This is a genomic window from Pseudomonas sp. GW821-FHT03A09 (genome assembly GCF_059421065.1).
In genome coordinates this window covers 376,322-391,626 of record NZ_JBWKUX010000005.1, presented here as the reverse complement: position 1 = coordinate 391,626, position 15,305 = coordinate 376,322, and the positions used below count along the sequence as shown (strand labels likewise).

Sequence of the window (15,305 nt, the reverse complement as noted above, 5' to 3'; positions counted from 1 at the left end):
AATAGGGGCAGCCAATCAAAATGCCCACCCTGTTCTATGCTGAAGGTGTGACCAATTCTTACGGATGGGAGGTGGCTATGGGTAATGAACAGAAGAAGCGGGATGAGCCGGAGCGTGAACAACCCCGGCGTCAGCGCGAAGAGGAAAAACCCCAGACCTGGAAGCATCCTGACGACGGTACGGAACTGTCCGAACGTGACCAGGAGTTTCCGCTCAAGCCTTGAAAAGACGTACCCCGATCAATGGATCGGGGTGCACAACTCCACCAGCGTTCCATCTGGGCAGCGCACGTAAGACACCACTTGCCCCCAGGGCTTTGTGTTCGGTGGCGACAGCTCTGTCGCGCCTTGCGCAAGGGCCTTGGCGTGGGCGACGAACACATCTTCGGTGACGAAACCCACTTCCATCCCCAGCGGCTGGCGTGACATGTGGGCTTGCACATGGCCCCCGTCGAAGTTCATGTCCCCCAATTCATGGGCGGCAAACGACAGGGTGGTGTCGCCTGTTTCCAGCTCTCCATAGGTGCCTGATTCATGCAGGAAACGGCGACTGAAACCGAAGGCTTTTTCAAAAAAAGCCAGGGAGGCGGCGACATCCGGTACGTAGATGATGGTGTAGGCGAACTTCATGGTTGGCAGTCCTTGCACATAGATAAGTAGCTGAGATTAAACCAGCAGCGATGTCGGAAATCCCGCCGCCAGTACCATATAGGCAATCACTGTCGCCAGGCACAAGCCAATAAATACTCGCAGCAGCGTCCTGACAGTAGGATTGGCGATGAGTTGGACAACCCAGAGACAGAACCCGGCTACGACAATAGCCAAGGCGGAAATGACCAGCACGATGGTGTTCCTTTGACCTTCAAGAGCTGATTTATAGTCCCAAAGTGGTTCGATGAACAGTGTTCACATAGACGCAGCCTCGCGGGCTTTCTACACTGCCGGCTGTCTTGGGGAAAGGGGCAGGCGCTGATGAATCGTAATGAACTACGCAAGGCCGACATCAACCTGATGGTGGTTTTCGAAGCACTGATGCTCGAGCGCAACGTCACGCGGGTGGCGGAGAAGCTGTTTCTTGGCCAGCCCACCATCAGTTCGGCCCTCAACCGTCTGCGCACATTGTTCAATGACCCGCTGTTCATCCGCGTCGGTCATCGCATGGAACCAACGGCGCGGGCCGAGGAAATCATCCAGCACCTGTCGCCGGCCTTGGATTCACTGTCGTCGGCCCTGAGCCTGACCCACGATTTCGACCCGTCCCAGAGCACCATGACCTTCCGCATCGGCTTGTCCGATGACGTCGAATTCGGCCTGCTGCCGCCGCTGCTGCGGGCCTTGCGCCAAGAGGCACCGTTGGTGGTGTTCGTCGTGCAGCATGTGGATTACTGGCGCATCCCGGACCTGCTGGCGTCCGGCGATATCACCGTCGGCATCACCCAGACCCGCGGCCTGCCGGCGAATGCCAAGCGCAAACTATTGCGGCATATCCGTCCGTGCCTGTTGCGCGCCGATGCCTCGGACACACCGCTGACCCTCGACGAATATTGCGCACGCCCCCATGTGCTGGTGTCCCACACTGCGAACGTGGCCGGGTTTGCCGATGAGTGGCTGGCGGAGATTGGCCGCAAGCGCCACGTGGTGCTGTCGGTGCCGCAATACAGTGCGCTGCCGGCGTTGCTCGCCGGCACCGACATGATCGCCAGCCTGCCGGATTACACGGCCCAGGCCATGGCCGCCAGCGGGCAACTGTTCTGCGAGCCGTTTCCGTTTGAAACCCCGACCCTGGACCTGTCCATGGTCTGGCTCAGCCACGTCGACACCGACCCGGCGGAACGCTGGATGCGCTCGCGGCTGGAGGCCTTCATGAGTGATCGCGACCTGCTGCCAGAGATCGCGCCAAAATCTTGAGATAACCCTTCAGGGAGATCCACCGATGACCTCATCCCGTTCTTTGTTACGTGGGCGCGGCAGCCAGGACAGCGGCAAGGTCGGCATGGTCGAGTTGTTTTTCGACCTGGTGTTCGTGTTCGCCGTGACCCAACTGTCCCACTCGTTGCTGGCCCACCTGACCTTGGGTGGCGCGGTGCAGGTGGTGCTGATGATGGTCGCGGTGTGGTGGGTGTGGATCTTCACTTCGTGGATCACCAACTGGCTCGACCCGGAAAAAATCCCCATCCGCATCGGCCTGTTCGGCTTGATGGTGGCTGGCCTGTTGCTGTCGTCCTCGATCCCCAAGGCGTTTACGGATCGAGGCCTGTTGTTCGCCGGGGCCTACGTCGTCATGCAAGTGGGCCGCACGCTGTTTGCGTTGTGGGCCGTGCGCGGCGAGTCACTGAACATGACCCGCAATTTCCAGCGGATTCTCGCGTGGATGCTCTGTTCCGCGGTGTTCTGGCTGACCGGTGCGTTGCTCGAAGGCGAGCAGCGCCTGGTGTTCTGGGCGCTGGCGTTGTTGATCGAACTGATCTCGCCGTCGGTATATTTCTGGGTGCCGGGGCTTGGGCGTTCGACGCTGGCGGACTGGAATGTGGAAGGCAATCACATGGCCGAGCGTTGCGGCTTGTTCGTGATCATTGCCCTTGGCGAGTCATTGCTGGTGACCGGCGCCACCTTCGCCGAGTTGCCCTGGAGCATCGAAGGCCTGGGGGCATTCCTGGTGGCCGTGGTGGGCAGTATTGCCCTGTGGTGGATCTACTTCGACAGCGGTGCCGAACGTGCCCATCACCGCATTGCCAGTTCCGCCGACCCGGGCCGTCAGGCACGGATCGCCTACACCTACCTGCACGTGTTGATCGTCGCCGGGATCATTGTCAGCGCGGTGGCCGATGAACTGGTGCTGGTGCACCCAGGGCATGCCAGCCAGGCGGGCGTCGTGGCGATCATCGCCGGCCCAGGTTTGTTTCTATTGGGCAGTGCGTTGTTCAAATGGGTGATGAGTGACCGACCGTGGCCGCCGCTCTCGCACCTGGGCGGTTTGCTCATGTTGCTGGTGCTATTGCCGCTGGGCTGGCAGCAGGTGTTTTCGGCGCTGGTGCTGGGGGCGCTGACCACGGCAGTGTTGGTGGTCGTGGGGTTTTGGGAGAACCGTTCGTTGCGTAGCGTGACTGAAGTTTCACACTGAAAGCGCTCTGATTCCGTTCGGCTGCGTGCTATACGTATGACTCTTTTCCTACAACCATTGGGAGCTTTTAATGCCGCACCTGCACCTGGAATACACTGCCAACCTGACAGACTTGCCCGTCGAGAAAACCCTGCTGCGGCTCAACAACGTGTTGATGGCGTCCGGTCAGTTCGCTTCCGAGTTCGATATCAAGAGCCGCGCAGTGAAGGTGGAGAGTTTCCAGGTCGGCACTTCCCTCAGCCCGCGTGGTTTTATTGCGGTGACCCTGTCGCTGCTCAGTGGACGTTCACCGCAGATCAAGCAGCAATTGTCGCAAAGCCTGTTGGCCGCGTTGCAAGACCTGGGTGAATGGCCGAAGGATCTACAGGTTCAACTCAGTGTGCAATTGGTAGACATGGACCGTGAGTCCTACAGCAAAGTCGCGATCGGCTGAGGCTTACAACAAGCCCTGATCGGCACACACCTTCACCACCTGTTCACGAAACCAGGTATTGGCACTGTCCTGTTCACTGGTTTCGTTCCACTGCATATCCAACGTAAACCCCGGCAACCCGTTGGGTGCTTCGCAATGGCCGAACGTGGGGGCCAGTGCCAGTAGCTTTTGCACACGGCGCGGCAGGGTGACGATAAAGTCGGTGCCGGCGATCATCTTCAAGGCGGCACTGTAGCTGTTGGCCCGGGCGATCACCTGGCGCTTGTGCGCCTGGCGGGCCAGCCAGCCGTCGATCATATTGGTGTCCGAGTTCCACGGCGTGGGGAACACGTGGCGCCGTTCGACGAAGGATTGCAGGCTGAAGGCCGGCTCCCGTGGCGCCGAGCGTTTGTCGAAGACGCACACCAGGTCATCTTCCAGCAGCATCTGGGTCTTGAAGTCTTTATGGGCGCGGTGAAAGTGCGGACCGAAGCAGACCACCAGGTCCAGGCGACCTTCGCGCAGGTCATCGGCGGGGATTTCGGTTTCCAGCTTTCGCACATTGACGACCACTGGCAGGTCGGCGTGGTCGAAGTGCTTCAGCAGGCGCGGCAGGATCAACTGTTCGAAATACTCCGGTGCGCACACGTTGAAGGTCACGGCCTTCTGCGTCGGGTCGAACGCCTGGCCACCGGCGTGGCACTGGTTGATGCTTTCCAGGATCTTCTGCACGTGGCCATACATCGTGGTGGCCTTGTAGGTTGGCCGCATGCCAGCCCGCGTGTTGATAAACAGCTCATCTTCAAAGCTGGTGCGCAGCTTCTTCAGGCTATAGCTCACGGTGGACTGGCTGACGAACAGCGTTTCGGACACCTCGGTAACGCTGCTCTGGTCATAGACGGCGATAAACACCATCAAGTCCTGCATATCGAGCTTTCTGAGCAAGTTACTGTTTAGCATCGGTTTCGTCCGTAAACCCTTTGTACCGAACTCAGTACAAGACTGCGCAAAAGCTTAACGGAACGGTCGTACCAATAGAAAGCTCTGTAGGACGTTTCTATGTTTGGTGTGGGACAAATACTGTTGGCAACACGACGTCAGTGGATATGCCGGGCGTAATGCTGGGGATTGAATCGAGTCACGATCACCAGCATCACCACGACCACGGCCGTCAGCGACCACCAGGCCCATTCGAAACTGCCCAATTGGTCGCGGATCATCCCGGCAATCAGCGGCGACAGGCCTGCGATCAGGTAGCCGATGCCTTGCACGAATGCGGTCAGGCCACCGGCGCGGCGTGGGTTGTCCAGATGGTCGAGGGACAGGATCAGGCTCATCGGAAACAGCCCACCGATGCCCAGGCCGAGCAGACACGGCCACAGCAGGCTCAGGTGCTGCGGGCTAAGAATCAACCCGCAGAAACCGCCGATGATCAGCACCAGCAGCACCGCGACCACGCTGCGTTTGTCCTGGCGGCGGTTGGCGATGGCTGGCGTTACCAACCCGGAGATCACTTCCATAGCGGTCAAGAACCCCAGCAGCAGGCCGGCGTTCTGTTCGCTCCAGCCTTGCTCCACGTAGTAAGGCGCCAACCACGCCAGCACGCAGGTGTAAGACGCGGTGCCGAGACCGAAAAAGATAGCCAGCAGCCAGGCGCGGCGATTGCCGAAAAACGACGCTTGCGGGCCTGCACTGGTTTGGGGCAGAGGCGGTAACACCGAGCGTTGTCCGTACCAGAACACCAGAGCCAGCAACGCCAGCACCGCCCAGATCGCCAAGCCAATACGCCAACTGCCGGTCTGCACTTGCACGAACGGCGCGAACGATGCCGCCAGCGCCGCGCCGCCCATGATGGCGGTGACGTACAGGCCCATGAACAGCGACACGTTATCGCTGAACCGCGACTTGATCAGCGCCGGCATCACCGCCTGGATCATCGCGATCCCTACACCGGCCGCGATGGCGCTGACGATCAGTTCCAACGCCGAGTCCAGGAACAGCCGCGACAGCGTGGCCACACCGATCACCAGTAGCGACAACACGATACTGCGGTGCTCGCCAAAACGTTTGGCCAAACCCATGCCAAAGAACATCGCCAAGCCCATGGCCATGACCGGCAACATGGTCAACAAGGCGGCACTGCTGAAACTCAACGGCACATCACCGCGAATCGAAGACAGCAATGGCCCCACGGCCGCCATCGACGGGCGCAGGTTAAGGGCGACCAGTACAACGCTGATCATCAGCCAAATGGCGGTGGTGGGTTTTGCGTGAACGTTTTCCATGAGCGGGCCTTGAGTGAACAAGGACGAATCAGGCCACGCGTGGGGGAGGGGAGCAAACGAGAAAGTCGCAAGGGCTATTGAAAAAATGCAGTGAGCTGACACACCACCGATCAAAATGTGGGAGGGGGCTTGCTCCCGATAGCGGTGGGTCTGTCACATATTTGTTGGCTGACAGATTGCTATCGGGGGCAAGCCCCCTCTCACATTAGATAGAGCGGATCACATGCTTGATCTCCTGAAACGCCGCCAACCCCCACGGCCCCAACTCGCGGCCGATGCTGCTCTGCTTGTAACCGCCCCACGCTGTTTGCGGGAAGATCACTTGCGGGGCGTTGATCCACACCATCCCGGCCTGCAAGGCATTGGCCACGCGCTCGGCGGTTTCGACGTTGCGGCTGACCACGCTGGCGACCAGGCCGAAGTCGCTGTCGTTGGCCAGGGCGATGGCCTCGGCTTCATCGGCGAAACGGCGGACACACAGCACCGGGCCGAAGATCTCTTCGTTCCACAGCGCACTGTCCAGCGGCACGTCGGTAAACACGGTCGGGCGGATGAAGTAACCTTTTTCCAGGTCCGTCGGGCGTGCTCCGCCGCACAGTAGTCGGGCGCCGTCCTGCACGCCGCGCTGGATATGCCCCAGCACCCGCTGGTACTGCGCACGGTTGATCAGTGCGCCCATTTCCACATCGTCGGTAAACGGGGCCGCGACACGAATACTTTCAGCCCGTGCCTGCAAACGCTGCAGGAACTCATCCGCCAAACTGTCAGCCACCAGCACTCGGCTAGTGGCTGAGCACATTTGCCCGGCGTTGAAAAAACCACCACCGCAGGCCAGTTCAACCGCCAGGTCGAGGTCGGCATCCGCCAGCACCAGTAGCGACGATTTACCGCCCAACTCCAAGCTCACGCCCTTGACGGTTTCGGCGGCACGTTGCATTACCTGGACGCCCACCGCATTACTGCCGGTGAAGGAAATCTTCGCCACCCGACGGTCTGCCGCCAGCGGCGCACCCACGGCCAAGCCGGTGCCGCATACCAGGTTGAACACCCCCGCCGGAAACCCGGCCTCGGCGATGATCCGCGCCAGCTGCAGCTCGGCCAACGGCGTGACTTCCGATGGCTTGAGCACTGCGCAGCAGCCAGCGGCAAGGGCCGGGGCGAGTTTCCAGGCGGTGGTCACCATCGGGAAATTCCACGGCACGATCAGTCCCACCACGCCGCACGGTTCCCGGCGCAGGCGTGCGCTGAACTCGTCGATGGGCAGTGCCACCGGGGCGTCTTGTCCCGCGTCCATCGCGTCGCAGACGCCGGCGTAGTACTCGAAGGTGGCGACCACGTCGTCCACATCGATGCCCGCCTCAAACAGCGGCTTGCCATTGTTGCTCGCCTGTATGTGCATCAATTGTTCACGCTGCTCGCGCACGCCTTGGGCGACTTTGCGTAACAGGGCGGCGCGATCACCCCCCGTGCTTTTCGACCAGTCGGCAAAGGCCGCGCTGGCAGCATCCACTGCCAGCTTCACCGCCACGGCATCACCGACACTGACCAGGGCCAGGGGCGCTTCCGTGGCCGGGTTGATCACCTCCAAGACTTCATGGCCGGCGCGCCAAGTGCCATTGATGTAGACACCGTTCAATACCGTGCTCATACCGCCACCGCCTGCATCCACAATGCCTGGTCGATTTCAATCAATGTCGGCCCCTGGCGATCCGTTGCCGCCCGCAACGCCGCCCGCAACGGTTCGATGCCGTGGACGCTTTCGGCCGCGCAGCCCAAGGCTTTGGCCACGCCGATAAAGTCCGGCGTGTAGATGTCTACGCCCACCGGCTCGATGGCGCGGTTGACCATGTATTTCTTGATTTCTTCATAGCCCTGGTTATTCCACAGCAGCACGATGACCGGCGTGCGCGCTTCCACCGCACTGGCCAGTTCCGGCAGGCTGAATTGCAATCCACCGTCACCGATCAGGCACACCACCGGTTGCCCATCGCCACGCCCCAGCCATGCGCCGATCGCCGCCGGCAAGGCATAGCCCAAGGTGCCGTAGCCGGTGGAAGAGTTGAACCAGCGACGCGGGTGGTCGAGGTTGAGGGTCAGGTTGCCGCTGTACACCGGTTGGGTGGAGTCGCCCACCAGCACGGCGCCGGGCAATTCATCCAGGAGGGTGTTGAGTAGCAGGGTTTGCGCACGGGTGGCTGCATCCCACGTCGGTGTCAGTTCGGCCCACAGGCGGGCGACCCGTTGCTCGCCCCAGGTTGAATCCCGGTCAGGCAGAGGCTTGCTGCGCAAGTCATCCAGCAAGGCCGTGGCGGCGATTTGCGCGTCGGCCACCAGCGCGACCTGGGGCGGGTAATTGCGCACAGTCTGGTCGGCGTCGATGTCGATACGTAGCAACGCACCCGGAATTTCGAAGCCGCCGGCGAAGGTCACGTCATAGTCGGTTTCCGCCAGCTCGGTGCCAATGGCCAGCACCACGTCCGCCTCGGCCACCAGCGCACGCGTGGCGACCAGTGTCTGGGTCGAGCCGATCAGCAGCGGATGAGAGGAGGGCAGCATGCCCTTGGCATTGATCGTCAGGGCCACCGGTGCACCCAAGGTTTCGGCCAGGCGCGTGAGTTCAGGGGCGGCATCGATGGCGCCACCACCCGCCAGGATCAACGGGCGTTTCGCTGCGGCGAGCAACTGGCTCATCTGCTTGACCGCCGACGGCGCCGCACCGGCTCGGGCCACGCTGATGGGCTCGCTGCCCAGCAACGCATCGGCGTTTTCCACCAGCACGTCCAACGGGATTTCGATATGCACCGGGCGCGGTCGACCGGCCTGGAACAATGCAAAGGCTCGCGCCAGTACGCCGGGCAATTCTGCGGCCGACATCAAGGTATGGGAGAACGCCGCCACGCCCGCGATCATTGCGCTCTGGTTCGGCAACTCATGCAACTTGCCGCGCCCGCCGCCCAATTGGCTGCGCGATTGCACGCTGGAGATCACCAGCATCGGGATCGAGTCAGCATAGGCCTGGCCCATGGCGGTGGTGATATTGGTCATGCCGGGGCCGGTGATGATGAAGCACACGCCGGGCTTGCCACTGGTGCGTGCATAGCCATCGGCCATGAATCCGGCGCCCTGTTCATGGCGCGGGGTGACGTGACGGATGCCGGAACGGGCCAGGCCGCGGTACAGCTCCACGGTGTGCACGCCGGGAATACCGAACACCTGGTCCACACCGTAGCTTTCCAGGAGGTTGACCAATACTTCGCCGCAGGTCGCCATGCTTGTCGCTCTTGTTATGGATTCGAGGCGGTATTGGAGCGGCTGGCCGGTAGCGGCAACAATCGATAAAAAGTCATACTAGCCATGTCCTCACGTCATGGCTCAATTCCAATGAAGCGCCTTCCACCGCTGCCCGCCTTGCACACGTTCTGGGTCACGGCCCAGTGCTGCAACTTCACCCGCGCCGCCGAGCAGTTGCACATTACCCAAGGCGCGGTGAGCCGGCAGATTGCCGGGCTGGAAAACCATTTGGGCTACGCCTTGTTCCAGCGCCAGGCGCGGGGCTTGAGCCTGACTGAAGAAGGTCGCGAATGGTCGCTGCGGGCGCAGCAGGTGTTTGGCTTGATCGGTGACGCGGTGGAGCAGATCGGCAGCCGCCGCCAAACCCTGCAACTCAAGGCGTCTACCTGTGTGATGCGTTGGCTGCTGCCGCGCCTGATGCAATGGCAAAAAGAACGCCCGGACGTGCCGGTGGAACTGACCACCACCGTGGCCTACACCGTGGACTTTCGCCGTGAGCAATTCGACGCGGCGGTGATTTATGCGCCCATTGCCGAGCAATCGGCCGAGGCGCGGCATTTATTCGATGAACAACTCACGCCGGTCTGCGCCCCCGCGTTGCTCCCAGGCTTGCACACACCGGCAGATTTGCAGCGACAGGTGCTGCTGCACCCCACGCGGGATGAACGGGACTGGGCATTGTGGTTGAAAGCGGCGAACACCCGCTTGAGCAATCTGGCCCAGGGGCATCATTTCGAGACGCTGGATCTGGCCATGACGGTGGCGTCACAAGGTTCAGGCGTGGCGATTGGCGACAGCGCGTTGATTGGCGAGGATGTGATGGCAGGAAGGTTGGCGATGCCGTTTGAACTGCGGGTGCCGACGGGGATGGGGTATTACTTGGTGTATCCGCCGGAGACTGAGCCGTCGGCAGGGTTGGAAGCATTGATGGAGTGGCTAGTGAGTCAGGCAAAGTCTCCTGAACACTGAAGATCAAAATGTGGGAGGGGGCTTGCTCCCGATAGCGGCGGATCAGTGACAGATGCAGTGACTGACACTCCGCTATCGGGAGCAAGCCCCCTCCCACAGTTTTACCGAGTTGAATCAGTAGCCGACGGTGAAGCGCTGGCGCGGATGCTTCGGTGTTTCCACTTCATCGATCAAAGCGATGGCGAAGTCAGCAAAACTGATCCAACTGCGACCTTCGCTGCTCACCAGCAAATTATCCTGGCCCAGGCGGAATTTGCCGGTGCGCTCGGTCTCCACGAACTCCGCCGATGGCGACAGGAACGTCCAGTCCAATTCCTTCTCTTTGCGCAGCTCATCCAGGAATGCAGCACCCGCAGTGGCCTCTACCTTGTATTCGGCCGGGAAGTTCGGGCTGTCGAGCAACCGACCGCCGTCTGGCAGCAGCAGGGAGCTGGCACCGCCTACCACCAGCAGGCGTTTGACCCCGGCCTTTTTCACCGGGCCGATGACGGCACTGGCGGGCAGGGTGGTGAAGTGTGCCGCACTGATCACCACATCATTGCCGCTCACGGCTTGTTGCAGGGCATTGGCATCCAGGGCGTCGACTTGCTTGACGGTCAGGCCCGGGCGTGCCGCCAGCTTGTCAGTGTTACGAGCGATGGCAGTGACGGTATGCCCACGGCGCAGCGCTTCTTCCAGCAGTTGGCTACCGGCACGGCCGGTGGCACCAATGATTGCGATCTTGCTCATGACATTCTCCAGTACGGTCAGGGTTTAAAACCAATCACCACTTCATTTCGCCCTTGGCGACTTTGGCACTCAGTTCCAGAGAGCTTTCGTCAGCGAGGGTTGGGTAACGCTTCTTCATGGCCGCGATCAGGGCGGCGGAATCCTTGGCCTTGGCGGTTTCTTCGTCGAACGCTTTGATGTAGTCCGCGGTGAAGGCCACGGATTTGAGCGACGGGCTGCCCAAGTAGTGACCTGGAATCACGGTGTGCGGTTTCAGCTGTTCGATACGTTGCAGCGTAGCCAACCAATCTTTGTGGGACTGCGCGCTCTGGGTGTCGGCCATCCACAGGTGGATGTTTTCTGCGACGACCACGCCGCCCACCACCGCCTTGATCGATGGAATCCATACAAAGCTGCGATCCGGCTGCGGGCCGCCGAGGCCGACAACGTCCAGTTGCTGACCTTCAAGTGTCAGGCTGTGGCCCTCAAGCACCTGCGGCACGATGGTTTTGGCCGGTTTGTCGGCACCCATTTTCGGGCCCCAGAATTCCAGCTTGCCAGCCACGGTGGCCTTGATATGGTCGACTACCGGTTGCGGTGCCAGCACCTTTGCGTCGGGGAAGGCAGCGGTCAGGGTGTCGAGGCCGAAGTAGTAGTCCGGGTCGCCATGGCTGATGTAGATGGTGGTCAGGTGCTTGCCGCTGGCGCGGATCTTTTGCACAAGCTGCTCGGCCTGGCTTTTGCCGAACTGCGCATCCACCAGGATCGCGTCCTTGGCACCGCTGACCAGCACCGAGCTGACCGGGAAGATCGCGGCTTCGCCTGGGTTGTACACGTCGAGTTTAAGGTCGGCCGCTGCCGCGTGGGCTGCAAAAGCCAGGGCGGCGGTGGCCAGGGTCAAGCGTTTGAAGGTCGAGAACATCGGGCAGCTCCTGCCGTTGCTAAGGGATGCACAGAGCTTAGTTGCACCAAACGCAACAAAAAATGCGATGCTTGGACATAGTTTGTTTCTGAAAGCGGGCAAATCATGGATCGTCTTCAAGCAATGCGCGTGTTTGTCACAGTCGTGGACTTGGGCAGCCAATCCGCCGCCGCCGACCACCTGGACCTGTCACGCCCCGTGGTCTCGCGCTATCTGGCCGAGCTGGAAGACTGGGTCGGCGCTCGCCTGTTGCACCGCACCACGCGCAAGTTGAGCCTGACCGCCGCCGGCAGTGAAACCCTGCCGCGCTGCAAGCAACTGTTGGACCTGTGTTGCGACATGCAAGCCGCCGTCGCCGAACCCGATGACGCGCCTCGTGGCCTGTTGCGCTTGAGTGTCAGCACCTCGTTCGGCCAGGCGCAATTGGCGGACGCCATCGCCGAGTACGTCAAGCTCTACCCCTTGGTGACGGTGGATATGCAAATGCTCGACCGTACCGTGAACCTGGTGGACGAACGTATCGACGTGGCCATCCGCACCAGTAATGACCTGGACCCCAACCTGATTGCCCGGCGCCTGACTGTCTGTCGTTCCATGGTGTGTGCTTCGCCGGCTTATTTGCTCGAGCATCCTGCCCCACAGAAGGTTGAAGCGCTGGCCCGCCACAACTGCCTCACCCACTCTTATTTCGGCAAAAGCCTGTGGCATTTCGAAGAAGGGGGCGAGCATGTCTCGGTGCCAGTGCAGGGCAACATCACCGCCAACGAATCGAGCACCCTATTGCGTGCGACGCTGGCCGGTGCCGGTGTGTCGCTATTGCCCAGCTACCAGGCCGGTGACTACATTCGCGCAGGCGAGTTGGTGCGCTTGTTACCCCAGGCTGAGCCCCGGCATATGAGCATTTACGCGGTGTACGCCTCACGCAAGCACATGCCGTCGGCCCTGCGCAGCCTGCTGGATTTCCTGGTACTGCGCTTTCCGGAAGAGCCGGTGTGGGACGTCGGTCTGTAAACCGACATAAACCGGTTGAATGACGCCCAATAATGGCAACTAGCCCTGACTGACCTATGCTTATAACAGCACTGTGTAGATCCGTGCAGAGGTCTGTGCCATGAGCATCAAAACCAGAAAATACCTGATGATTTTCACCCTCAGCGCATTCGCCACGGCGCTGTATGGGACTGCCGCCTACCGCGTTGAACAAACGCGCATGCAACCGGCGGCATTCGCAATCAGTTGTCATCAGGACCAATGCGTTCCCCGCACCGGCAGTTTCAGCGCGCTCAGGTAGGCTGCTCAGCCTTCAATTGCTCGCGAAACGCCTTGGGCGAGAACCCGACCCGTCGGCGAAACAGCCGAGAGAAATTCGTTGGGTCGGAAAACCCCAACACCTCCGACATTTCATTGATGGTCATGCTGGTGTAAGTCAGCAAGCGCTTGGCCTCCAGCAACTGGCGGTCGTGCATGATCTGCAACGCGGGCTGGCCGCCCAACTCCCGACACGTCCCGTTCAAGTGTGAGACCGAGATGCCCAGCTTGTGGGCCAGGTCTTCGATCTTGGGATGCTCGCGGTAATGCTGTTCAACCAACTGGGTGAAGCGGCGAAAATACTCGCGGCCCCGGGGCGTCCGTGGGTGGCGCCGCTGGATCGCCTGACGGCTGATCCACACCAGCAGCACGCTGACCAGGGCATGCATCATCATGTCGCGCGCCGGTTGCTCATCGGCGTATTCGTCCTGCAGGCGGGCGAACTGCGCGTTGAGATACTCGCTGTCTTTGCCCGCCGGATAATTTCCTAAGGTTTGCAGGCCGCCGACCGTCGAGCCCAACTGCGCCTGCAAGTGGCTGACCAGCGGTGCCGACAACGTCACCACGTAGCCTTGCACTTCTTCGGCAAACCGAAACCCGTGCACGCACAAGGGCGGCAGCACTTGCAGGGTGGCTTCGTTGAGCGTGGTGCGCTGGCCTTCGATTTCCAGGTGAGCCTGGCCTTTGTGGACGTAGAGCAATTGGCACAGATCCGCGTGCCGGTGGGGCTGGATTTCCCACTGGTATTCCCGACTCCGTCGGGAAATGGTTTCGCAGTGCAACAAATCGGGTGTCGGCCATTGCTGGCTTTCTCCGTAAAGCTTGAAGACCGGAATCGCGGTTTTGGTCATGGTTTCAATCCGATACTCAGGACAGTGGTGCGGTAATCGCCCCAATTGGCAAAAAGTGCAGGCTTTCTGGCAGTTTTCACCTTCTTATGCTGCTCGCTCAAGCGAAAAATGTCAGCAACAAGAGCAATGACAACTCTTTCACTTGATCGGTTCGGGTGAAGCTTGCGGGCGATAAAAATAATGAAAATACTGAAAACCCAAGTCGCCATTATTGGCGCCGGTCCTTCGGGATTGCTGCTAGGCCAACTGTTGCATAACGCGGGTATCCAGACCCTGATTCTAGAGCGCCAGAGCGCCGATTATGTACAAGGTCGCATACGTGCCGGGGTGCTGGAGCAGGGCATGGTCGACCTCTTGCGCGAGGCGGGCGTCAGCCGACGTATGGACGCCGAAGGGCTGGTGCATGACGGTTTCGAACTCGCACTCAATGGCGAACTGACCCACATCGACCTCAAGGCACTGACCGGTGGCCAATCGGTGATGATCTACGGTCAGACCGAAGTCACCCGCGACCTCATGACCGCCCGCGCCGCTGCTGGCGCTGTCACCTTGTACGAAGCATCGAATGTGCAGCCCCAGGATCTGAAAAGTGATCGGCCCTGGCTGACCTTCGAGCACCAGGGCGAAACCTTTCGCCTGGAGTGTGACTACATTGCCGGCTGCGACGGCTTTCATGGTGTAGCCCGGCAGTCGATCCCGGCCGAGTCGCTGAGCGTTTTCGAGCGGGTCTACCCCTTTGGCTGGCTGGGCATCCTGGCCGACACGCCGCCGATTCATGACGAACTGGTGTATGCCAAGCACGAACGCGGCTTTGCCCTGTGCAGCATGCGCTCACCGAGCCGCAGCCGCTATTACCTGCAAGTCCCGGTGGATGAAGCGCTGGAGGAATGGCCGGATGAGCGCTTCTGGGATGAGCTTAAAACCCGCCTGCCAGGCCCCCTTGCGCAACGATTGATCACCGGCCCGTCGATCGAGAAAAGCATCGCGCCCCTGCGCAGTTTTGTGGTGGAGCCGATGCAGTACGGGCGTCTGCTCCTGCTGGGGGACGCTGCGCATATCGTGCCGCCGACCGGAGCCAAGGGCTTGAACCTGGCGGCCAGTGACGTGAGTACGCTGTATCGGATCTTGCTCAAGGTATACCGCGAAGGGCGGGTGGACTTGCTGGAGCGATATTCCGCCATCTGCTTGCGGCGTGTGTGGAAGGCCGAACGGTTTTCCTGGTGGATGACCTCGATGTTGCACGCGTTTCCGGAGGCGGATGCCTTCAGCCAGCGCATTGCACAGAGCGAGCTTGAATACTTCATTCACTCGCAGGCCGGTCGCCAGACCATCGCAGAAAATTACGTCGGCCTTCCTTACGAAGCTATCGAGTAGCCTGCTATCGTATCGAGCATTCCCGCGCGCTTTCCCTGCCTCGCGGGTCTTGCTCGAAGGTTCTG

General features: G+C 60.7%; 17 protein-coding genes. 8 read left to right on the top strand and 9 right to left on the bottom strand.

What is annotated here, in order from left to right; all coding sequences use genetic code 11:
* The first annotated feature begins 77 nt into the window (after positions 1-77).
* Positions 78-224 carry a hypothetical protein gene (locus AC07V4_RS12150; RefSeq protein WP_431750956.1) on the top strand — a complete coding sequence of 49 codons (147 nt, stop codon included), beginning with the start codon at positions 78-80 and terminating at the stop codon, positions 222-224.
* Between the two features lie 15 nt (positions 225-239).
* Here the strand turns inward: AC07V4_RS12150 and AC07V4_RS12145 are convergent, their stop codons facing one another.
* Positions 240-629 carry a VOC family protein gene (locus AC07V4_RS12145; RefSeq protein WP_492636131.1) on the bottom strand — a complete coding sequence of 130 codons (390 nt, stop codon included), beginning with the start codon at positions 627-629 and terminating at the stop codon, positions 240-242.
* A gap of 36 nt (positions 630-665) precedes the next feature.
* On the bottom strand, positions 666-842 hold the full coding sequence (locus tag AC07V4_RS12140) for a hypothetical protein (RefSeq protein WP_492636132.1): 177 nt from the start codon (positions 840-842) through the stop codon (positions 666-668).
* A gap of 129 nt (positions 843-971) precedes the next feature.
* Here AC07V4_RS12140 and AC07V4_RS12135 point away from each other — a divergent pair, with 129 nt between their 5' ends.
* The 3 genes from AC07V4_RS12135 to AC07V4_RS12125 all read left to right on the top strand — a co-directional run bounded on the left by AC07V4_RS12135 (position 972) and on the right by AC07V4_RS12125 (position 3,553).
* The gene (locus tag AC07V4_RS12135; protein ID WP_492636133.1) at positions 972-1,907 is read left to right on the top strand and encodes a LysR substrate-binding domain-containing protein; all 936 of its coding nucleotides are present in this window, start codon (positions 972-974) and stop codon (positions 1,905-1,907) included.
* Between the two features lie 25 nt (positions 1,908-1,932).
* Positions 1,933-3,120, top strand: coding sequence for a low temperature requirement protein A (locus AC07V4_RS12130; RefSeq protein WP_492636134.1), 1,188 nt, complete (start codon positions 1,933-1,935; stop codon positions 3,118-3,120).
* A 70-nt stretch (positions 3,121-3,190) separates the two neighbouring features.
* Positions 3,191-3,553 carry a 5-carboxymethyl-2-hydroxymuconate Delta-isomerase gene (locus tag AC07V4_RS12125; RefSeq protein ID WP_431750161.1) on the top strand — a complete coding sequence of 121 codons (363 nt, stop codon included), beginning with the start codon at positions 3,191-3,193 and terminating at the stop codon, positions 3,551-3,553.
* Positions 3,554-3,556: 3 nt separating this feature from the next.
* Here AC07V4_RS12125 and AC07V4_RS12120 read toward each other — a convergent pair whose 3' ends face one another.
* The 4 genes from AC07V4_RS12120 to AC07V4_RS12105 form a co-directional block, all read right to left on the bottom strand.
* The gene (locus AC07V4_RS12120) at positions 3,557-4,492 is read right to left on the bottom strand and encodes a LysR family transcriptional regulator (protein ID WP_492636135.1); all 936 of its coding nucleotides are present in this window, start codon (positions 4,490-4,492) and stop codon (positions 3,557-3,559) included.
* 137 nt (positions 4,493-4,629) lie between these two features.
* Positions 4,630-5,817: a cyanate transporter gene (locus AC07V4_RS12115; protein WP_492636136.1), complete on the bottom strand. Its 1,188-nt coding sequence runs from the start codon at positions 5,815-5,817 to the stop codon at positions 4,630-4,632.
* A gap of 205 nt (positions 5,818-6,022) precedes the next feature.
* A complete protein-coding gene (locus AC07V4_RS12110; RefSeq protein ID WP_492636137.1) occupies positions 6,023-7,465 on the bottom strand; it encodes an aldehyde dehydrogenase family protein in 1,443 nt (480 codons plus the stop codon).
* Complete coding sequence (locus AC07V4_RS12105) at positions 7,462-9,087, bottom strand: 5-guanidino-2-oxopentanoate decarboxylase (RefSeq protein WP_492636138.1); 1,626 nt, start codon at positions 9,085-9,087, stop codon at positions 7,462-7,464. The genes AC07V4_RS12110 and AC07V4_RS12105 overlap by 4 nt, the downstream gene beginning before the upstream one ends.
* Before the next feature lie 111 nt (positions 9,088-9,198).
* Here AC07V4_RS12105 and AC07V4_RS12100 point away from each other — a divergent pair, with 111 nt between their 5' ends.
* On the top strand, positions 9,199-10,077 hold the full coding sequence (locus AC07V4_RS12100) for a LysR substrate-binding domain-containing protein (RefSeq protein ID WP_492636139.1): 879 nt from the start codon (positions 9,199-9,201) through the stop codon (positions 10,075-10,077).
* A 114-nt stretch (positions 10,078-10,191) separates the two neighbouring features.
* Here AC07V4_RS12100 and AC07V4_RS12095 read toward each other — a convergent pair whose 3' ends face one another.
* Positions 10,192-10,806 (bottom strand): NAD(P)-dependent oxidoreductase, encoded by a 615-nt coding sequence (locus AC07V4_RS12095; protein ID WP_492636140.1) that lies wholly within the window; start codon positions 10,804-10,806, stop codon positions 10,192-10,194.
* 34 nt (positions 10,807-10,840) lie between these two features.
* The gene (locus tag AC07V4_RS12090; RefSeq protein ID WP_492636141.1) at positions 10,841-11,707 is read right to left on the bottom strand and encodes an MBL fold metallo-hydrolase; all 867 of its coding nucleotides are present in this window, start codon (positions 11,705-11,707) and stop codon (positions 10,841-10,843) included.
* Between the two features lie 105 nt (positions 11,708-11,812).
* Here AC07V4_RS12090 and AC07V4_RS12085 point away from each other — a divergent pair, with 105 nt between their 5' ends.
* Together AC07V4_RS12085 and AC07V4_RS12080 are read left to right on the top strand one after the other, a co-directional pair.
* Positions 11,813-12,718 carry a LysR family transcriptional regulator gene (locus tag AC07V4_RS12085; protein ID WP_492636142.1) on the top strand — a complete coding sequence of 302 codons (906 nt, stop codon included), beginning with the start codon at positions 11,813-11,815 and terminating at the stop codon, positions 12,716-12,718.
* A 100-nt stretch (positions 12,719-12,818) separates the two neighbouring features.
* Positions 12,819-12,998, top strand: coding sequence for a hypothetical protein (locus AC07V4_RS12080; protein ID WP_123715057.1), 180 nt, complete (start codon positions 12,819-12,821; stop codon positions 12,996-12,998).
* Here the strand turns inward: AC07V4_RS12080 and AC07V4_RS12075 are convergent.
* A complete protein-coding gene (locus AC07V4_RS12075; RefSeq protein WP_492636143.1) occupies positions 12,991-13,866 on the bottom strand; it encodes a helix-turn-helix domain-containing protein in 876 nt (291 codons plus the stop codon). The two genes, AC07V4_RS12080 and AC07V4_RS12075, sit on opposite strands and share 8 nt — an antisense overlap.
* Before the next feature lie 189 nt (positions 13,867-14,055).
* On the opposite strand from AC07V4_RS12075, the gene pobA reads away from it, so the two are divergent.
* Complete coding sequence (gene pobA, locus AC07V4_RS12070) at positions 14,056-15,240, top strand: 4-hydroxybenzoate 3-monooxygenase (protein ID WP_492636402.1); 1,185 nt, start codon at positions 14,056-14,058, stop codon at positions 15,238-15,240.
* Positions 15,241-15,305 lie beyond the last annotated feature (65 nt).